General features: G+C 72.0%; 14 protein-coding genes. 2 read left to right on the forward strand and 12 right to left on the reverse strand.

Annotated features, from left to right (window positions below; genetic code table 11):
- Window positions 1-257: 257 nt before the first annotated feature.
- Together ACFV9W_RS30270 and ACFV9W_RS30275 are read right to left on the reverse strand one after the other, a co-directional pair.
- Window positions 258-3,071: a putative bifunctional diguanylate cyclase/phosphodiesterase gene (locus ACFV9W_RS30270; RefSeq protein WP_385767209.1), complete on the reverse strand. Its 2,814-nt coding sequence runs from the start codon at window positions 3,069-3,071 to the stop codon at window positions 258-260.
- A gap of 532 nt (window positions 3,072-3,603) precedes the next feature.
- Complete coding sequence (locus tag ACFV9W_RS30275; protein ID WP_385767113.1) at window positions 3,604-4,554, reverse strand: 2-hydroxyacid dehydrogenase; 951 nt, start codon at window positions 4,552-4,554, stop codon at window positions 3,604-3,606.
- Window positions 4,555-4,639: 85 nt separating this feature from the next.
- On the opposite strand from ACFV9W_RS30275, the gene ACFV9W_RS30280 reads away from it, so the two are divergent.
- Window positions 4,640-5,641, forward strand: a complete 1,002-nt coding sequence (locus ACFV9W_RS30280; protein WP_385767116.1) for an aldo/keto reductase — start codon at window positions 4,640-4,642, stop codon at window positions 5,639-5,641.
- Between the two features lie 102 nt (window positions 5,642-5,743).
- Window positions 5,744-6,919: a PQQ-dependent sugar dehydrogenase gene (locus ACFV9W_RS30285; protein ID WP_385767211.1), complete on the forward strand. Its 1,176-nt coding sequence runs from the start codon at window positions 5,744-5,746 to the stop codon at window positions 6,917-6,919.
- On the opposite strand, the gene ACFV9W_RS30290 is transcribed toward ACFV9W_RS30285, so the two are convergent.
- The 10 genes from ACFV9W_RS30290 to gatA all read right to left on the reverse strand — a co-directional run bounded on the left by ACFV9W_RS30290 (window position 6,912) and on the right by gatA (window position 19,103).
- Window positions 6,912-7,166: a DUF6191 domain-containing protein gene (locus ACFV9W_RS30290; RefSeq protein ID WP_385767214.1), complete on the reverse strand. Its 255-nt coding sequence runs from the start codon at window positions 7,164-7,166 to the stop codon at window positions 6,912-6,914. The genes ACFV9W_RS30285 and ACFV9W_RS30290 overlap by 8 nt on opposite strands.
- Window positions 7,167-7,214: 48 nt before the next feature.
- A complete protein-coding gene (locus ACFV9W_RS30295) occupies window positions 7,215-10,385 on the reverse strand; it encodes an AAA family ATPase (RefSeq protein ID WP_385767118.1) in 3,171 nt (1,056 codons plus the stop codon).
- Window positions 10,382-10,573: a hypothetical protein gene (locus ACFV9W_RS30300; RefSeq protein ID WP_385767122.1), complete on the reverse strand. Its 192-nt coding sequence runs from the start codon at window positions 10,571-10,573 to the stop codon at window positions 10,382-10,384. The genes ACFV9W_RS30295 and ACFV9W_RS30300 overlap by 4 nt, the downstream gene beginning before the upstream one ends.
- Before the next feature lie 177 nt (window positions 10,574-10,750).
- On the reverse strand, window positions 10,751-11,368 hold the full coding sequence (locus tag ACFV9W_RS30305; protein WP_385767125.1) for a hypothetical protein: 618 nt from the start codon (window positions 11,366-11,368) through the stop codon (window positions 10,751-10,753).
- Between the two features lie 35 nt (window positions 11,369-11,403).
- A complete protein-coding gene (locus ACFV9W_RS30310; RefSeq protein WP_385767128.1) occupies window positions 11,404-11,973 on the reverse strand; it encodes a GNAT family N-acetyltransferase in 570 nt (189 codons plus the stop codon).
- Window positions 11,951-14,218: an MMPL family transporter gene (locus tag ACFV9W_RS30315; RefSeq protein ID WP_385767131.1), complete on the reverse strand. Its 2,268-nt coding sequence runs from the start codon at window positions 14,216-14,218 to the stop codon at window positions 11,951-11,953. The genes ACFV9W_RS30310 and ACFV9W_RS30315 overlap by 23 nt, the downstream gene beginning before the upstream one ends.
- A gap of 160 nt (window positions 14,219-14,378) precedes the next feature.
- Window positions 14,379-15,608, reverse strand: a complete 1,230-nt coding sequence (locus ACFV9W_RS30320; protein ID WP_385767133.1) for an SLC13 family permease — start codon at window positions 15,606-15,608, stop codon at window positions 14,379-14,381.
- 210 nt (window positions 15,609-15,818) lie between these two features.
- Entirely contained in the window at window positions 15,819-17,339 is a 1,521-nt protein-coding gene (gene gatB / locus ACFV9W_RS30325; protein ID WP_385767136.1) for an Asp-tRNA(Asn)/Glu-tRNA(Gln) amidotransferase subunit GatB, read from the reverse strand.
- 19 nt (window positions 17,340-17,358) lie between these two features.
- Window positions 17,359-17,592 carry a hypothetical protein gene (locus ACFV9W_RS30330; protein ID WP_326017347.1) on the reverse strand — a complete coding sequence of 78 codons (234 nt, stop codon included), beginning with the start codon at window positions 17,590-17,592 and terminating at the stop codon, window positions 17,359-17,361.
- A gap of 5 nt (window positions 17,593-17,597) precedes the next feature.
- Window positions 17,598-19,103, reverse strand: coding sequence for an Asp-tRNA(Asn)/Glu-tRNA(Gln) amidotransferase subunit GatA (gene gatA, locus ACFV9W_RS30335; protein ID WP_385767139.1), 1,506 nt, complete (start codon window positions 19,101-19,103; stop codon window positions 17,598-17,600).
- Window positions 19,104-19,105: the final 2 nt, after the last annotated feature.

Here is a 19,105-nt window from a genome sequence, read left to right on the forward strand (position 1 = left end):
CTTCTCGATGCTGAGGGTGTTTTGCGAGGGTTCTGCAGGGTCTTACGTCTTTGTCGGGCAGGTGGCGGCGGGTCTGAAGCGGCACCGGTGCAACAAAAAACCCCTCGTGCCGTGAGGCAAGCGAGGGGAGCGCGCCGGGTGCGGTCGCCGGGTTTCCGGTGTCTCTACCGGTGGTCCCAGCTTCAGCCGACGCGCTTTCCAAGTACGAGAATTCGGGTGCGCATGGCACTGACCCTCCCCCCGGCGCGTAGGGCGTGTCAAGTAGGTGGGACGGACGTCTCATTATGTGAGCGCAGCGCTGTGAAGCCCGCGAACACCGGCTCGGCGGGCCCCGCGGGGACGGGGTACTCCCCCGAGGTGAGCGCGCGGCGCAGCCGGTACTCGTCGAGCGGCCCGGAGAACGCCATGCCCTGCCCGTGCGTGCACCCCATCGAGCGCAGCGCCGCGACCTGTTCGGGCAGGTCCACGCCGTCCGCCACGGAGCCGAGGCCGAGGTCGCCCGCGATCCGCAGCAGCCCACTGGTGATCTTGTGCAGTCGGGCGGACTCGACGACGCCCTCGATCAGCGAGCGGTCCAGCTTCAGTACGTCGACGGGGAGTCGGCGCAGCGCCGTGATGGCCGCATAGCCGCTGCCGAAACCGTCCAGGGCGATCCGGACGCCGAGGCGGCGCAGCGCCGTCAGACGCCGCTCCAGCTCGTCCAGCGGGACCCTGGGGTCGCTGTCCGCCAGCTCGATCATGAGCGCGCCCGAGGGCAGCCCGTGCCGGGTCAGGAGCGCTTCTATGGAGGCGAGCGGCATGGACCGGTCGAGGAGCCTGCGGGCGCTGATCCGCACGGCGACCGGCGTCGCATGCCCGCTGTGCCCGCGCTCGGCGGCCTGCTCGACGGCCTCCTCCAGCATCCAGCGGCCGAGCTCCGCGGTGCGCTCGCTGTCGTCGGCCACCCGCAGGAACTCGGCGGGCGTGAACAGGATGCCCTGCGCGCTGCGCCATCTGGCCTGCGCGGCGACCGCCGTGATCCGGCCGTCGTCGAGCGAGACGATCGGCTGGTGGAGCAGCGCGAACTCGCCCTCGTGCAGCGCCGATCGCAGCCGCGTCGCCAGCTCCGCCTTGCGTACGACATCGGCCTGCATCTGCGGCGCGTACAGCTCGACGCGGCCCTTGCCCGCGGCCTTCGCCCGGTACATCGCCAGGTCGGCGTTGCGCAGCAGCTCGCCCGCGGTGATGTCCGGCTCGGCGAAGGCGACGCCGATGGAGGCGGCGACCCGCACCCCGTCGTGCCCCTCGATCGTGTAGGGCTGGGACAGGGTGATTCTGAGCCGGTCGGCCAGCTCGTAGATCTGCTGCTCTCTCGCGGTGTGGTCGCGCCCCCCGTCGCCGACGATGAGCGCGGCGAACTCGTCCCCGCCAAGCCGGGCCGCGGTGTCCGACGCGCGCACGGATTCGGCCAGCCTTCTCGCCGCCTGCACCAGCAGCTCGTCGCCCGCCTGGTGCCCGATCGTGTCGTTGACCTGCTTGAAGCCGTCGAGGTCGATGAAGAGCACGGCGGTGCCCAGGTCGCCGGCCCGGCGCCCGGCGAGGGCCTGTCCGACCCGCTTGGTGAACAGCGACCTGTTGGGCAGGTCGGTCAGCGGGTCGTGCTCGGCGTTGTGCTGCAACTGGGCCTGGAGGCGGACCCTTTCGGTCACGTCTCTGCTGTTGAGGATCAGGCCGCCGTGGTGGCGGTTGATCGTCGACTCCACGTTCAGCCAGGTGCCCGTGCCGGAGCGGAAGCGGCACTCGATGCGCGTAGTGGGCTCCTCGACCTGGCTCGCGGCGAGGAATCTGCGTACCTCGTGCATCACACGCCCGAGGTCCTCGGGGTGGATGATCGACGAGAGCTCGGAGCCGACGAGGTCCTCCGCGTCCCGCCCGTAGACGCCCGCGGCGGCCGGGCTGACGTATCTCAGCGTCCCGTTCGGCGCGGCGATCATGATGACGTCGCTCGAACCCTGGACCAGGGAGCGGAAGTGGTTCTCCTTCTGCGCCAGTTCCTGGGTGAGCGTGATGTTGTCGAGCAGCATGATGCCCTGGCGCATGACGAGCGCCAGGACGACCGTGCAGGCCGTGAAGAGCACGACGCGGTCCACCCGGTGCCCGTTCAGCACGTTGTAGAGAATGCCCAACGTGCAGACGGCGGCGGCCAGATACGGGGTGAGCGCGGCGAGCGAGCCGGAGATCGGCCGCGTGTAACTGACCTGGTAGCGGCCGCCGGACCCGGGCGCGTGGTCCTCCTCGCGCACCCCGCGCCGGACACCCACCCACGGCGCGTACGCCAGCAGCAGCGAGCCCGCGAACCAGCCGGCGTCGAGAATCTCGCCCGAGCGGTAACTGGCGTGCAGCAGCGGCGAGGTGAACAGCGCGTCGCACATCACGGTGAGGGCGAGCGCGCCGATCGCGGTGTTCACCGCCGTGCGGTTGCCGGGGGTGCGCCGGAAGTGCAGCGCGAGCACCATGCTGACCAGGGCGATGTCGAGCAGCGGATAGGCCAGCGAGAGCGCGGTGCGGGTGACGCTCTGGCCCTCGAACTCGGCGGTGTGCGCGAGGGCGAGGCTCCAGGAGAGGGTGATCAGGGAGCCGGCGATGAGCCAGGCGTCGAGCGCGAGGCAGATCCAGCCGGCCTTGGTAACGGGCCGCCGGGCGAGGACGAGCAGGCCGATGATCGCGGGCGGCGCGAAGCAGAGGAAGAACAGGTCGGCGAGGCTCGGCGAGGGCACCGGCTCGCGCAGGACGACCTCGTACCAGCCCCACACGCCGTTGCCGAAGCTGGCCATGAGCGAGGAGAACGCGAACAGGAGCCAGGCGGGTCGAAAGCGGCTGCGACTGCGGCGCGCGTACACGAAGTTGGACACCGCGGCGACGGCCGCCGCGAGGCTCAGGCCGAAGTCCCCCATGATCAGGGCGAGTCGGTCGGATCCCCAGCCGAGCGCGGACCCCACCGCGAAGCCGGCGCACAGCAGGGCGAGGAGCAGCTGGGCTCCCGAGGCGCCCCGCTGCGGCGCGCGGGCGGGGGCCTGGGCGCTGGAGTACATCGAGGCGCCCAGGGCTGTCGTCGGCGTGGGGGACGTACTCACCGGGCCGCCCCGGTCCGCCGGGCGGCCCCCGTGTCCGCCTTGGCCTGGCCCGGCTGCTGATGCCTTCTGCGGCCCCCGCGCGGGCCGGTCCGATGCACAGGGGTCCTGCGACAGCCCGGACTTCGGCCGCGCGTCACTGTCAGGGTCACCGCACAGGACAGCCGTCGGCGGCCCCGTCGCGTCGGATCGTTCGCCCATAGGCCGTGCATCGCCCGTCGCCCCCCTCGCAGTCCGTCACTCTTCCCCGGCGCCGTGTGCTGACACGGCGCTGCCCCAGTCGGGACGATACACCAGTCTCGTCACTCAGGGACATAGTTGCTCTACTCTCCGTGACGACCAGGCACGATGCGGGTGCGGAGTGGGCACGGGGTGCATCCGGACGGGCGCACAGCGTGCCCGACGAACGGCATGCGACCTTACGGGAGTTGCCCGAGGGGCCGGTGTGGTTCGCGAGGCCCGCGGGGTGTGCGGGGTCGCGGGTGACCGGGTGTCAGTCGCCGCTTCCGTCGATGGTGAGCACGACGTTCTCCAGCGGCTCCCCCGCCGCGAACCGCGTGAGCTGAGCGGCCAGGAGACGCTTGGCGCGCGGCAGGAAGGCGGATGTGGGGCCGCCCACGTGTGGCGAGATGAGCACCCCTGGAGCCTGCCACAACGGGTGCTCCTGGGGCAGCGGTTCGGGATCGGTGACGTCGAGGGCTGCCGTGATGCGGCCGCTCTCCAGTTCGGCGAGGAGTGCCTTGGTGTCGACGACCGGGCCGCGGCCGACGTTCACGAGCAGCGCGCCGTCCTTGAGGCGCGCGAGGAACTCGGCGTTCACGAGGCCGCGGGTGTCCTCGGTGAGCGGCGTCACCATGACGACGACGTCGGCCTCCGGCAGCAGGTCCGGCAGCTCGGTGAGCGGGCGCACGGGCCCGCGCTCCGTTGTACGGGCGGAGCGCGCGACGCGGGTCACCCGCGCGACCTCGAAGGGTGTGAGCCGGTCCTCGATGGCACCGCCGATGGCGCCGTACCCGACGATGAGGACGTGCTTGTCGGCGAGCGCGGGCCGGAATCCGCCGCGCCACTCGCCGCGGTCCTGCCCGCGGACGAAGTCGGGGATGCCGCGCAGGGAGGCGAGGATCAGGGTGAGCGCGAGCTCGGCGGTGCTGGCGTCGTGCACGCCGCGCGCATTGCACAACTGGACGCCGGGGCGCAGGTACTTCAGGCCGCCCTGTACGTGGTCGACCCCCGCGGAGAGCGTCTGCACGGCGCGCACGGACGACATCTCGGGCATCGGGCGGACGCCGACGCCCGGCGGCTTCATGTAGGGGACGACGTAGTACGCGCAGTCGGCGGGGTCCGCCGGGAAGTCGGGTTCGCCGTTCCAGAAGCGGTAGTTGAGCCCCTGCGGGAGGCCCGGGATCTCATCGGCGCGGAAGGGCAGCCACACATCACCAGTCATGGTCAGGAGGCTATGTCAGCCGGGTGAAGGTACAGAGGTTAGGTTGGGGACCTCGGCAGGAGGGGCCAGGGAGGGTCACGGGCAGGTGGAACGCAAGGCGATCGGTGCGGCGGGCCTCGACGTGGGTGCCGTCGGGATCGGGTGCATGCCGATGAGCTGGGCGTACACGTGCTCGCGGCAGCGCGGCGAGGAGTCCCTGCGCACCCTGCACACCGCCCTGGACCACGGGTGCACGCTGGTCGACACCGCGGACATGTACGGGCCCTTCACCAATGAGCTGCTGCTCGGCCGCGTGCTCAAGGAGCGGCGGGCGGACGCCTTCGTGTCGACGAAGGTGGGGCTGCTCGTCGGCGAGCAGCACATCGTTGCCAACGGCAGGCCCGGCTACGTGAAGCGGGCCTGCGACGCGTCGCTGCGGCGCCTGCAGACCGATGTCATCGACCTGTACCAGCTGCACCGCGAGGACCCCGAGGTTCCCGTCGAGGAGACGTGGGGCGCGATGGCGGAGCTGGTGAGCGCGGGCAAGGTGCGCTCGCTGGGGCTCTGCGCCGTGGGCGCGCGGGGCTCGCGGCGCGGCGGCCGGGCCGCGCGGCATGCCGGAACGATCCGCCTGCTGGAGCGCGTGCAGCAGGTGTTCCCGGTGAGCGCGGTCATGGCCGAGCTGTCGGTGTGGTCGCCGGAGGCGCTCGCGGAGCTGCTGCCGTGGTGCGCGGCGCGCGGCGTCGGGTTCCTCGGCGCGATGCCGCTGGGCAGCGGGTTCCTGACCGGCACGCTGACCACCGGCGGCGGCTTCGAGCCGGACGACCTGCGGGCCCGCCACCCCCGCTTCACCGCCGAGATGATGGCGGCGAACCAGCCGATCGTGGCGGGCCTGCGCCGCGTCGCCGCGCGGCACGGCGAGCACGTGACCCCGGCCCAGGTGGCGCTCTCCTGGGTGGCGGCGCAAGGTGAGGGCGTGGTGCCGGTGCCGGGCGCCAAGCAGGAGCGCTGGGCGCTGGAGAACGCGGCGTCCGCCGAACTGCGGCTCACGCCGGAGGACTTCACGGAGATCGCGGGGCTTCCGGCGGCGCAGGGGTCCTGGGACTGAACGGCCGGCCTCGCGGCGGCGGGCTCGGGAACCTGAGCCGCGTGTGAGGTGTTTCAACGGTAGAGCGGTGTGTGAACGACCGAGCTTCACGTCGAAGGGATCCTGATCGTGCAATCTCCAGCCGTGCGGCCCGCGTTGGCCCTCACCGCCTGTGCCGCACTCCTGCTCACGGCCGGGTGCTCCTCCGGCGGCGACTCCCCCGCGCCGAGCAAGGACTCGACGTCCGCGCCGAGTGCGAGCGGCTCGGGCGGCTCCTCGTCCCCCAAGGGGGACGTGCCCCCGGCGAAGGGCTCGGTGAGCGTCGAGCGGACCGTCGCGGACGGCCTCAAGTCGCCGTGGGGGCTCGCCGAGCTGCCCGACGGCGGCCTGCTCGTCTCGTCCCGCGACGAGGGGACGATCACCCGCGTCGACACGAAGACCGGGAAGAAGACCGTGCTCGGCGAGGTGCCCGGGGTAGCGGCCGAGGGCGAGGGCGGCCTCCTCGGCCTCGCGCTCTCCCCCTCGTACGCCTCGGACCACATGGTCTACGCGTACTTCACGACGGAGTCGGACAACCGCATCGTGCGGATGATGTACGACGAGAAGAAGCCGTCCGGCGAGCAGCTGGGCGCGCCCGACACCGTGTTCCGGGGCATCCCGAAGGGCACGAACCACAACGGCGGGCGGATCGCGTTCGGCCCGGACAAGCTGCTGTACGTGGGGACCGGCGAGACGTACGACCAGCCGCTTGCGCAGGACAAGAAGTCGACGGGCGGCAAGATCCTCCGGCTGACCGCGGAGGGCGAGCCCGCGCCGGGCAATCCCTTCGGCGACTCCCCCGTGTACTCGTACGGGCACCGCAATGTGCAGGGCCTGGCCTGGGACGCGGACAAGCGGCTGTGGGCCTCGGAGTTCGGGCAGGACACCTGGGACGAGCTGAACCACATCGTGGCGGGCGACAACTACGGCTGGCCCGACGCCGAGGGGAAGAGCGGCGACGAGAAGTACCACGACCCGGTCGCCCAGTGGCGCACCTCGGAGGCCTCCCCCAGCGGGATCGCGTACGCCAAGGGGTCGGTCTGGATGGCGGGGCTGCGCGGCGAGCGGCTGTGGCGGATCCCGCTGGACGGCGCGAAGGCGGCCCATGACCCGCAGGCGTTCCTGGAGGGGAAGTACGGGCGGCTGCGGACCGTGGTCGCGGCGGGCGGCGACAAGCTGTGGCTCGTGACGAGCGAGACGGACACGCGCGGGACGCCGGAGAAGGGGGACGACCGGATCCTGGAGCTGAAGGTCAGCTGACGGCGTCGCCCTCGGCGCGGTCCGCTGTGTCCTCAGCGCGGTCCGCTGTGCCCTCGGCGCCGTCGGCCACCTCGGCGTCCTCGGCCGGTTCCGCGGGCCGCGACGGGCGGACCACGACCTTGCCCGAGGTCAGGTCTATCGGGCCGCGGCCCGGGTCCCCGTCGTTCGTGTCGACCCGGGTCAGCTCGAGGCGCTTGCGCTCGTCGTTGGTGTGCTTGCGGCCGGGCGAGAACAGCTCCTCGAACATGTTGAACACGGCGCCTCCCAAGGGCGGGGCCCGGCCGGGCCCTCCCCCTCAGCGTACGGGAGCCCGGTCCGCCGGGAAGAGGCTCAGGCGGTGGGCCAGGGCCGCCGCCTCGCCGCGGCCCGCGACGCCCAGCTTCCCGAGGATGTTGGAGACGTGGACGCTGGCCGTCTTCGGCGAGATGAACAGCTCCTCGGCTATCTGGCGGTTGCTGCGGCCCGCCGCGACCAGGCGCAGCACGTCCCGCTCGCGGCTCGTGAGGCCGAACCCCTGCGCGGGGTCGGCCGGCGCGCTCTGGCGCGGCGCCTCGCGGGTCAGGGTCAGCCGGGCGTGCTGGGCCAGCAGGGCGACGGACTCGCTGAGCGGGCGCGCGCCCAGGTGCTCGGCGACCGCTCCGGTGAGCCGGAGGAGTTCGGTGGCGCGCTCCCGGTCCCCCTCCGCGCCGCGCGCGACCAGGGCCTCCGCGAGGCGCAGCCGGACGCGGGCCAGGTCGTGCGGCCGGTCGAGCGGCTCGAACGCGGTGACCACGGCGGACCAGTCCTCGGCGGTGTCGCGGCCCTCCGCGCGCAGCAGCTCGGCGCGCACCCACTGCTCATGGGCCCGCCAGACGGGCACCAGCGCGGCCTGGCACTTCGCGGCTTCCCGGATCCGGGCGACCGCCTCCGCGCGACCGGCGTCGGCCGCCGGCAGCCCGCGGGCGTCCGCCTCGGCCGCGGCGGCGGTGCGCAGGAGGGGCCAGGAGTAGCGGTGCATGGAGGGCGGCAGCCCCGCCGCGACCAGCCGCTCGAGCTCGGCGCGGGCGTCCAGGAGGCGGCCCTGGGCGGCGGCGAGCGCGACGGCGAGGTGGATGCGGGGCAGCGTGTACTGGGGCTGCGGGTCGTGTGCGCCGTAGTACCCGTTGGCCGCGGCGAGGTGGTCGGCCGCTTCCTGGAGGGCGCCGCGGCCGAGCGCGATCATCGCGAGGTGCGCGCACGCGGTGCCGCGCGGCTTGTCGCTGAGTCCGAAGCGCCGGCTCACCCACTCGGCCACCTCGACCGCCTCGTCCCAGCGGCCGAGGGAGACGAGGGACTCGGCGAGATTGGAACGGACCCAGCCCTTGTTGTCGTCGAGGCCGTAGCGGCGGCACAGGACGACGGCCTCTTCGCAGATGCGCGCGGATTCGGCGGAGCGCCCGACGCCCTCCAGGTGGGAGGGCAGGTTCACGTTGACGTTGATGAGGCGGGCGGTCATGCCCAGGGCCAGGGAGCGCTCCCGGACCGCGTACATCTCGGCGAAGCCCTCCTCGATGGCGCCCGCGTCGACGAGGAGTCCGCCGCGCACGAGGCGGGCGTGGAGTTCGATCTCCTCCGCGTCGTCGACCATGCGCGCGTACTCGACGGCGCGCTCGGCGGCGGCGAGGGTCTCGGCGCCGGGGCTGTGCAGCATGCCCCAGGCCGCCACGTTCGCCAGGACCTCGGCGTGCACGGCGGACGGCGGGAGGCCCCGGACGAGCTCCTGGGCCGTGGCGATCTCGTCCCATCCGTCGCCGCGGCCGATATGCGAGACGATCTTGGAGTTCTGGATGTGGAACCACGCGGCCCGAAGGGGGTCCCCCCTGCTCGAACTCTGTTGAGAGCTTGGGGGAGGATCGGCCTGCCCGGTCCCCTCGGCCTCCTCCAGGATGCGCAGCGCCCGCTTGCCGATCTTCAGCGCACGCTCCCGCTCCCCGCACAGCCGCCCCGCCACCGCGGCCTCGGACAGCAGGTCGAGGTGGTCGAGCGGGGCCTCGGCGGGATCGCAGCCGCAGGAGCTGAACGCGATGACGTAGTCGCCCATCCGCAGCGCGGCGCGGATCTCCCGCGGCGCGCCGTCCCACAGCTCCATCGCCCGCTCAAGGAGGCGCAGTTGCTCGGAGTACGCGTGCCGGCGGCGGGCCGCCACGGAGGCGTCGAGGACGGCGGGCAGGGCCTTCGCCGCGTCGTGGGCGTGGTACCAGTAGCTGGCCAGGCGGGTCACGCGCGCGTCCGCGGGCACCAGTGCCGGCTCGGCCTCCAGTGCCTCGGCGTAGCGGCGGTTGAGGCGGGAGCGCTCGCCGGGCAGCAGGTCGTCGCTGACGGCCTCGCGGACCAGGGAGTGGCGGAACCGGTAGCCGTCCCCGTCCGGCGAGGCGAGCAGGATGTTCGCGCCGACGGCCGCGCGCAGCGCCTCGATGAGCTCGTCCTCGCCGAGCCCGGCGACGGCCGCGAGCAGCGGGTACTCGACGGTGGAGCCGCCCTCCGCGCAGATCCGGGCGACGCGCTGGGCGGGCTCGGGCAGCGATTCGACGCGGACGAGGAGGACGTCGCGCAGCGAGTCGGTCAGCCCTGTGGCGCAGCCCTCGGCGGCGGACACGGCGAGTTCCTCCACGAAGAACGCGTTGCCGTCGGAGCGCCGGAAGATGTTGTCCACGTCGGCGGGCTCGGGTTCCGCGGCCATGATTCCGGCGATCTGGCGGGCGACCTCGTCGCGGCTGAGGCGGCCGAGTTCGATGCGGGTGACGGTGCGCAGCCGGTCGAGTTCGGCGAGCAGGGGGCGCAGGGGGTGGCGGCGGTGCACGTCGTCCGCGCGGTAGCTGGCGATGACGGCGAGGCGGCCGCTGCGCAGCGTACGGAACAGGTAGGTGAGCAGGTGGCGGGTGGAGGCGTCCGCCCAGTGCAGGTCTTCGAGGATGACGACGAGGGTGCGCTCGGCCGCGACGCGCTCCAGGAGCCGGGCGGTGAGTTCGAAGAGGCGGGCCGTGGCGCTCTCGTCGCCCCGCCCGTCGAGGCCGCGGCCCTCGGGGTCGCCCAATTCCGGCAGCAGGCGCGCCAGTTCGTCCTCGCGGCCCGCCACGGCCGCGTCCACCTCGGCGGGCAGGGTGCGGCGCAGTGCGCGCAGGGCGGTGGAGAACGGCGCGAACGGCAGTCCGTCGGCGCCGATCTCCACGCAGCCGCCGGTGACGACGACGGCGCCCCGCTCGCGGGCGGCCGCTCCGAACTCCTCGACGAGGCGCGTCTTGCCCACACCGGCCTCGCCGCCGAGCAGCAGCGCCTGCGGCTCGGCGGCCTCGGCCCGCTCAAGGGCCTTGCTGAGTACACCCAGTTCGTCGGCGCGACCGACGAACACCGGGCTGACGGACCTGGTCTCCACATCGCTGAGGATGGCACACGGGTCTGACAGCGGGGCCGTGATGCCGGTGCCGCCGGCCGCGGCGGGCGCGCTCATGCCGTGCGCGGGGCGCGGCGCCGGTTCGAGCGGCCGGTGCTCACCGGCCTCTCGGTGTCGTGTTCCCGTACTCGGCGCTCCGCGCGCTGGGCCCTTGCCTGCTTGCGGGCGAAGCGTGCGAGGCGGAACCGCTCGGCCTGCTCGATGAGTTCGGCGGAGCGGAGCTGGTGCAGCTCGTACTCGAACATCTCGTCTCCCTGGTGACGGTCTCCGTGGCTCTCGCGGAGCGTTTTCCGCGATGCCTCGACTCTCGTCTCCCAGGGGGGTGCGGCACATCGGGAGAGTGCCGCATGTTCGTGGGCCGCGCCTCCTTAGGCGCGGCCCACGGTGTGCCTTAGGCGGCTCGGCCGCCTTACGTCAGTGCCTCAGCCGCTGGTGCCCGGCATGCCGAGGATGAGGTCCGTGTACTTGGCGACGGCGAGCAGCAGCCCGATGACGCCGACGGCGAGACCCGCCCACGCGGTCGACTTGATCCACGGCGCCTGCGGCTTGCCGGGGGCGCCGAACGCGGGCCTGGCCAGGACGGCCGCGCCGATCACCAGGGCGACGAGCGAGAAGAGGCCGCCGACCAGGGCGGCGGAGTGCCAGGCCTCGCCGTACATCGCGGAGATCTGCTTGGCGATGCCCGCGTTCTGGGCGGTGGTGAGCTGGCCCTCGAGCTGTGCGCGAGCCGAGGCGATGGTGCCGAGCCAGCCGCCGCTGAGCCCGACGATGCCGAGGGCCACGGAGACGATCGCGCCCGCGCCCTGGCCGACGCCGGACGGCTTGTCGGCCTCGGCCTTGGCGAGGGCCGCGAGCTCGGCCTCGGCGGCGGCCTCCTCGGCCGCCTCGTCGTCCTGCACGTCCTCGGTGGCCCCGTCGGCCGCCTTGGCCGGCTCCGTCGCCTCGGCCTTCCCGGTCGCCTCGGTGGCCTTGGCGTCCTGGGCCTCCACGCCCTCCTCCTGCGTCTCGGCGTCGCGCTGCGCTTCAGTCTTCGTAGTCATGCTGCGCACCGTACGGACGAAGTCTGAGAGGTGTCTTAACGTTCCCTGTGCCCGCTCCGTGCGCTGCGCCACTCGGGGGCGAGCAGGGACCAGATCTCCCGGTCATGGCGCTTTCCACGCCAGGGGAAACTCTCCCGGAGCACTCCCTCTTTCGTGAACCCGAGGCGCCGGGCCACGTTCAGACTCGGGGTGTTGTCGGACGCGGCGATCCACTCCACCCGGTGGATCCCGCGCTCCTCGACGGCCCAGTCGATGAGGTGCCGCATCGCGCGCGTGACGAGTCCGCGCCCGGCGGCGGCGGGCTCCAGCCAGCATCCGACCTCGCAGTTTCCGTTCGCGGCGTCGAAGTTCAGCGCCAGTACGCCGCCCACGAGCGTTCCGTCCAGCCAGATGCCGTGGTACGCGCGCGTGCCCGCGGCCGTCGCCTCGGCGTGCTTCTGGAGCAGCTCCCGCGTGGAGGCGAGGTCGGTCGCCGTGGCGCCGAACGGGATGAACTGCCCGATGAACTCCCGGCCCCGGTCCAGATGGGCCAGGAACTCCTCGGCGTGCCAGGTCTCCAGTGGCCTCAGTTCGGCGCTGCCGTCATCCAGCGGGATCGCGTACATCGGTGTCCTCGGTCTCCTTCGTCAGCAGCTCGTCGAGCGCGCCGTCGGTGGCCGCGCACTGCACCGGGATCCTCGCACCCGCGGCGGCGCGGCACTCCGGGGGCTCGATGCTCAGCCGCGGCAGGCGCCGGTCGAGCCACTTGGGCAGCCACCAGTTGGCGCCGCCGAGCATGTGCATCAGGGCGGGCACGAGGAGCGTACGCAGCACGAACGCGTCGACGGCGACGGCCACGGCGAGCGCGATGCCGAACATGGCGATCACCCGGTCCCCGCTGAGCACGAACGCGAGGAACACCGAAATCATGATCACGGCGGCCGAGTTGATCACTCGGCTGGTCTCGGCGAGCCCGACCCGGACGGCCCGCCGGTTGTCGCCGGTCTCCAGCCACTCCTCGTACATCCGGCTCACGAGGAACACCTGGTAGTCCATGGAGAGCCCGAAGAGGACCGACACCATGATCACGGGCAGGAAGGGCTCGATCGGCCCGGCCGCCCCGAGCCCGAGCAGCTCGCTCCCCCAGCCCCACTGGAAGATCGCGACCACGACGCCGAAGGCCGCGGCCACGGCGGCGACGTTCATCGCGGCGGCCTTGAGCGGGATGCCGATCGACCGGAAGGCGAGCAGGAGCAGCACGCAGCCGAGGCCGACCACAACCCCGACGAACAGGGGCAGCTTGTCGACGATGACCTCCGCGAAGTCGTCGTAGCTCGCGGTGACGCCGCCGACCTGCACATCGAGGCTGCTGCCCTGCTCCGCGGCCGGTACGACGTCGGTCCGCAGCCGGTCGACCAGCTCGCTGGTTCGCTCGGACTGCGGCGACGAGCTCGGCGCGACGGTGACGTGGGCGGCGCTGTCGTCCGCGTTATACGTAACACGCGAGACGGAGGCCACCCCTTCGGTGTCCCGCAGCTCGCCCGTCAGCTCCGCGAGCGCGGCCTTGTCCTTGGCGCCGTCGACCTGGGTGACGAGGGTCAGCGGCCCGTTCACCCCGGGCCCGAAACCGTCGGCGAGGAGGTCGTACGCCTGCCGCGTGGTGCTGCTCGCCGGATTGTTGCCCTGGTCGGACGTGCCCAGGTGAAGGAAGAAGGCGGGCAGCGAGAGCACCGCGATCACGGCGATCGCGAGCGCGCCGAGCAGCTTCGGCCTGCGCTCCACGAAGGCGGCCCAGCGGGCGGCGAGCCCGGTCGGCAGCACGGGTTCGGGCCCGTGCTCGGCGAGCCTGCGCCGCTCGCGCCGCGACAGCGCCCGCATCCCGATGTACGAGAGCAGCCCCGGCAGCAGCGTCACGGACGCCGCGACGGTGAGCAGCACGGTCACGGAGGCGGCGATGGCGACACCGTTGAGGAAGCTCAGGCCCAGCATCAGCATGCCGAGCAGGGCGATGCACACGGTGGCCCCGGCGAACACCACGGCCCGCCCGGTGGTGGCGACGGCCCGCTCGGCGGCCTCGGCCACCGGCAGCCCCCGCTTCAGGCCTCTCCTGTGCCGGGTCACGATGAACAGCGCGTAGTCGATCCCGACGCCGAGCCCGACGAGCATGCCGAGCATCGGCGCGAAGTCCGCGACGGTCATGGCGTGCCCGAGCAGCACGATTCCCGCGTACGCGGTGCCGACGCTCACCAGCGCGGTGGCGATGGGCAGTGCGGCGGCCGCCAGGGACCCGAAGGCGAGGAAGAGCACGACGGCCGCGACGACGACGCCGATGATCTCGGACGTGTGGCCCGACGTGGACTCGGTGAGCGCGACGGCGCTGCCGCCGAGCTCCACCTGGAGCCCGTCGGGCCCGTCGTCCTCGGCGGCCTGCGCCGTGTCCACGAGCGCCTGCGCCTGCCCCTTGGGGATGTCGTCGGCCTGCTTCTCGAAGGTGACCGTGGCGTACGCGGTGTGCCCGTCGGCGCTGACCTGGCCGGTGCCCCCGGCCTCGTACGGCGAGCCGACGGAGACGATGCCCGGCAGGTCAGCGATCTCGCCGAGCGTGTTGCTCATCGTCTTCTCGACGTCGTCGGCGCGCACGGTCGAGCCCTCGATGTGCCAGACGACGGTGTCGCTGTCGCCGCCGAGCCCGGAGAAGTTCTCGTCGAGGAGCCGTGTGGCGTGCCCCGACTCGGTGCCGGGCGCCTCGTAGTCGTTCGAGTACGCGGAGCCCGCGACGGCCGCGGCGGCGCTCGTGCCCACAAGGGCGGTCAGCCACAGAAGTACGACCACGAGCCGGTGATTGACACACCAGCGGGCGAGTGCGGCCACGGACGTGCTCCCTGAGTCATTTCGTGGATCTTTGTCCGGGAACATCCGCTTGGCGCGTGAACCGTCCGCAAAGAACACATGAGCAATGACCAGACACTCTTACAGCCGGAAGTGATCCTTTGTCGCTTTCGTGTCCTTACTCACAAGGGGCGTCACCCACTCAAAGGAGCAGCACGGCCCACAGCGCGACCGTCGACGCCGCGAGGGTCACGGGGACGGTGAGCAGGCCGAGGCGGGTGAACTCGCCCAACTCGGGCTCGGTGCCGTGCTCGTGCACGATGCGCCGCCACAGCAGGGTCGCGAGCGAACCGACATACGTGAGGTTGGGCCCGAGGTTGACGCCGATCAGCGCGGCGAGTACCGGCCCGGGGCCCATCGGAGTGACGGCCGGGAGCAGGGCGAGGATCGCCGGCAGATTGTTGATGACGTTGGAGAGAAGCGCGGCGACCCCGGCGATGGCGAGCAGCGTGAGCAGGGACGAACCGTCCGGCAGGAAGCGGGCGATGGCGTCCCCGAGCCCGTTGTCGACCACGGCCTTGACCACGACGCCGAGCGCGAGGACGAAGAGGCAGAACGGCAGGTTGGCCGCCTTGAGCAGTTCCACCGGGGTGCTGTGGCGGCGGGCGAGGGCCCGGACGGCGAGCACGGCCGCCCCCGCGAAGGCGGCCCACAGCGGTTCGACGCCCGCGAAGGACGTGACGACGAAGCCGACGAGGGTGAGCGCGAGCACGGTCAGGGTGAACAGCGGGACACCCGGCGGCTCTTCAGGGTCCGGCTCGTGCGCGGGCGCGGCCAGGTCGTCGGCGAAGTACCGGCGGAACACCGCGTACTCGATGCCGATCGCCACCAGCCACGGGAGCGCCATGAGCCCGGCGAAGTGCATGAACGTGAGGCCGCTCGCGGCGAAGGCCAGCAGGTTCGTGAGGTTCGACACGGGGAGCAGAAGGGACGCCGAGTTGGCGAGGTGGGCGCTCGCGTAGACGTGCGGGCGCGGGCGTGCGCCGATCCGGGCGGCGGTCGCGAAGACGACCGGGGTGAGCAGGACCACGGTGGCGTCGAGACTCAGTACGGCGGTGATCCCGGCGGCCACCGCGAACACCCCGCCGAGCATCCGCTTCGGACTCCCGTGACAGGCCCGGGCGACCAGGTCGCCCGCCGCTTTGAACAGGCCCTCGTCGGCACAGAGTTGGGCGAGGAGGAGGATCCCGGCGAGGAACCCGACGACGGGCAGCAGCTCTTGGGTCTCGGCCCAGGCGTGGGCGGGCGACACCTCTCCCGTAGCCATGGCCACGCCTGCCGCGGGCACGGCGACCACGGCCTCTGGCCATTTACGGGGGCGCAGGACGGCGAAGACGAGGGTGACGGCGAGGAGGGCGAGGGAGACGAGCACTTGAGCCCCGTTCCGGGACGAGAGCCAGCAGGGTCCGGGATTTCAAGCCCCGCCTTTCGGACGAGAGCCAGCGGGGCCCGGGGCGGAGCCCCATTTCAAGCCCCGCCTTTCGGACGAGAGCCGGCGGGGTCCTGGGCAGAGCCCCGAGACGTCGGACACGGAAAGGCGGCGGCACACCGGCTGCCCGATGCCCCGCCGCCCAGAATCCGATCAGCCGTCGGAGACGCCCAGCTTCTCCAGGATCAGCTCCTTGACGCGCGCCGCGTCGGCCTGACCCCGGGTCGCCTTCATGACCGCGCCCACGAGCGCCCCCGCGGCAGCGACCTTGCCGCCGCGGATCTTGTCGGCGACCCCCGGGTTACCGGCGATGGCCTCGTCCACGGCGGTGGACAGCGCGCCCTCGTCGGAGACGACCTTCAGGCCGCGCTTCTCGACGACCTCGTCCGGCGTGCCCTCGCCCTTCAGCACACCGTCGATGACCTGGCGGGCCAGCTTGTCGTTGAGGTCACCAGAGGCGACCAGCTCGGACACGCGGGCCACCTGCTCCGGCGTGATCGGCAGCGCGGCGAGCTCGACGCCCTGGTCGTTCGCGGAGCGGGCCAGCTCGCCCATCCACCACTTGCGGGCGGACGCCGAGTCGGCGCCGGCCGCGATGGTGGCGACGATCGGGCCGATGGCACCGGCGTTGCGGATCGACTGCATGTCGTGGGCGGAGATCGCCCACTCCTCGATCAGCCGGTTGCGCTGCGCCAGCGGCATCTCCGGCAGCTCGGCGCGCAGCGCCTCGACCCACTCGCGGGACGGGGCGACGGGCACCAGGTCGGGCTCCGGGAAGTACCGGTAGTCCTCGGCGTTGTCCTTGATGCGGCCCGACGTGGTGGAGCCGTCCTCCTCGTGGAAGTGACGGGTCTCCTGCACGATCGATCCGCCGGAGGACAGCACCGCGGCGTGCCGCTGGATCTCGTAGCGCGCGGCACGCTCGACGGAACGCAGCGAGTTCACGTTCTTCGTCTCGGAGCGCGTGCCGAACTTCTCGGTGCCGTTCGGACGCAGCGACAGGTTCACGTCGCAGCGCATCTGGCCCTTGTCCATCCGGGCCTCGGACACGTCGAGCGCCTTGATGACCTCGCGCAGCTCGGCGACGTACGCCTTGGCGACCTCGGGGGCCCGCTCGCCCGCGCCCTCGATGGGCTTGGTGACGATCTCGATGAGCGGGATGCCCGCGCGGTTGTAGTCGAGCAGCGAGTGCGAGGCGCCCTGGATGCGGCCGGTGGCACCGCCGACGTGCGTCGACTTGCCGGTGTCCTCCTCCATGTGGGCGCGCTCGATCTCCACGCGGAAGACCTCGCCGTCCTCCAGCTGTACGTCGAGGTAGCCGTCGAAGGCGATCGGCTCGTCGTACTGGGAGGTCTGGAAGTTCTTCGGCATGTCCGGATAGAAGTAGTTCTTCCGGGCGAAGCGGCACCACTCGGCGATCGAGCAGTTCAGCGCCAGGCCGATCTTGATGGCCGACTCGACGCCGATCTCGTTCACGACCGGCAGCGCGCCGGGCAGGCCGAGACAGGTCGGGCAGGTCTGGCTGTTGGCGTCCTGCTTGAGCTCGGTGGAGCAGCCGCAGAACATCTTCGTCTTCGTGCCGAGCTCGACGTGGACCTCAAGGCCCATGACCGGGTCGTACGACGCGAGCGCGTCCTCGTACCCCATCAGCTCGGACGTGGTCGTGGCAGTCACGATTGTTGAAACTTCCCTCTCAGCCCAGCAGGACGTCGTCGTCGCCCAGGCGCTTGAGCTCCCGGTAGAGGATCGCCATACCGGTGACGATGGCGGCGGCGGACACGGCGGCGTCGATCAGCCGCAGGGTGTCGGCGTCGTTGCGGGCCATCTTCGCCTGCTTCGCGACGCTGATCGCGCCGAAGGCGGTACTGGCCAGCGAGACGTAGACGCCGGTCTTGGACTTCTTGAAGTTCTTGGCCTTCTTTGCCATGGCACTCACAGCGACGGAGCCTCCTCAAGCAGCGGGTGCCCCCACTTTTCCACGAAAGCGGCCTCGACGGCGGACCCCACCTTGTACAGGCGGTCGTCCTTCATCGCGGGGGCGATGATCTGCAGACCGACCGGCAGCCCGTCCTCGGGGGCCAGGCCGCAGGGCAGCGACATCGCCGAGTTCCCCGCGAGGTTGGTCGGAATCGTGCAGAGGTCCGCGAGATACATCGCCATCGGGTCGTCGGCGCGCTCGCCGATCGGGAAGGCGGTGGTGGGCGTGGTCGGCGACACGATGACGTCGACCTGCTCGAACGCGGCCTCGAACTCCTGGGTGATCAGCGTGCGCACCTTCTGGGCGCTGCCGTAGTACGCGTCGTAGTAGCCGGAGCTCAGCGCGTACGTGCCCAGGATGATGCGGCGCTTGACCTCGTCGCCGAAGCCGGCCTCGCGGGTCAGCGCGGTGACGTCCTCGGCGGAGTGCGAGCCGTCGTCGCCGACGCGCAGGCCGTAGCGCATGGCGTCGAACCGGGCGAGGTTCGAGGAGCACTCGGACGGCGCGATCAGGTAGTACGCCGAAAGGGCCAGGTCGAACGACGGGCAGTCCAGCTCGACGACCTCGGCGCCCAGCGACTTCAGCAGCTCGACGGACTCGTCGAAGCGCTGCACGACGCCGGCCTGGTAGCCCTCGCCGCGGAACTGCTTGACGACGCCGACGCGCATGCCCTGCACGCTGCCGTTCCTCGCGGCCTCGACGACGGCCGGGACCGGGGCGTCGATGGACGTGGAGTCGAGCGGGTCGTGCCCGGCGATGGCCTCGTGGAGGAGGGCCGCGTCGAGGACCGTACGGGCGCAGGGACCGCCCTGGTCGAGGCTGGAGCTGAACGCCACCATGCCGTAGCGGGAGACGCCGCCGTAGGTCGGCTTGACGCCGACGGTGCCGGTGACGGCGGCGGGCTGGCGGATCGAGCCGCCGGTGTCCGTGCCGATGGCGAGCGGGGCCTCGTACGCGGCGAGGGAGGCGGAGGAGCCGCCGCCGGAGCCGCCGGGGATGCGGGTGAGGTCCCAGGGGTTGCCGGTCGGGCCGTACGCGCTGTTCTCCGTCGACGACCCCATGGCGAACTCGTCCATGTTGGTCTTGCCGAGGATGACGACGTCGGCGGCCTTCAGGTTCTTGACCAGCGTCGCGTCGTACGGCGGGATCCAGCCCTCGAGGATCTTGGAGCCGACCGTGGTCGGGATGCCCTCGGTGGTGAAGATGTCCTTCAGCGCGAGCGGCACGCCGGCCAGCGGGCCGAGCTTCTCGCCCGCGGCGCGCTTGGCGTCGACGGCGGCGGCCTGCTTCAGGGCGCCCTCGCGGTCGACGTGCAGGAACGCGTTCACCTTCTCGTCGACGGCCTCGATGCGGGCCAGGTGGGCCTCGGTGACCTCGACGGCGGTGAGCTCACCGGACGCGATCCTCGCGGCGATCTCGGCGGCGGTGAGCTTGATGATGTTGACGTTGTTGTCCGTCATGA

The sequence above is a fragment of the Streptomyces sp. NPDC059897 genome, from assembly GCF_042730865.1.
GTDB lineage: Bacteria > Actinomycetota > Actinomycetes > Streptomycetales > Streptomycetaceae > Streptomyces.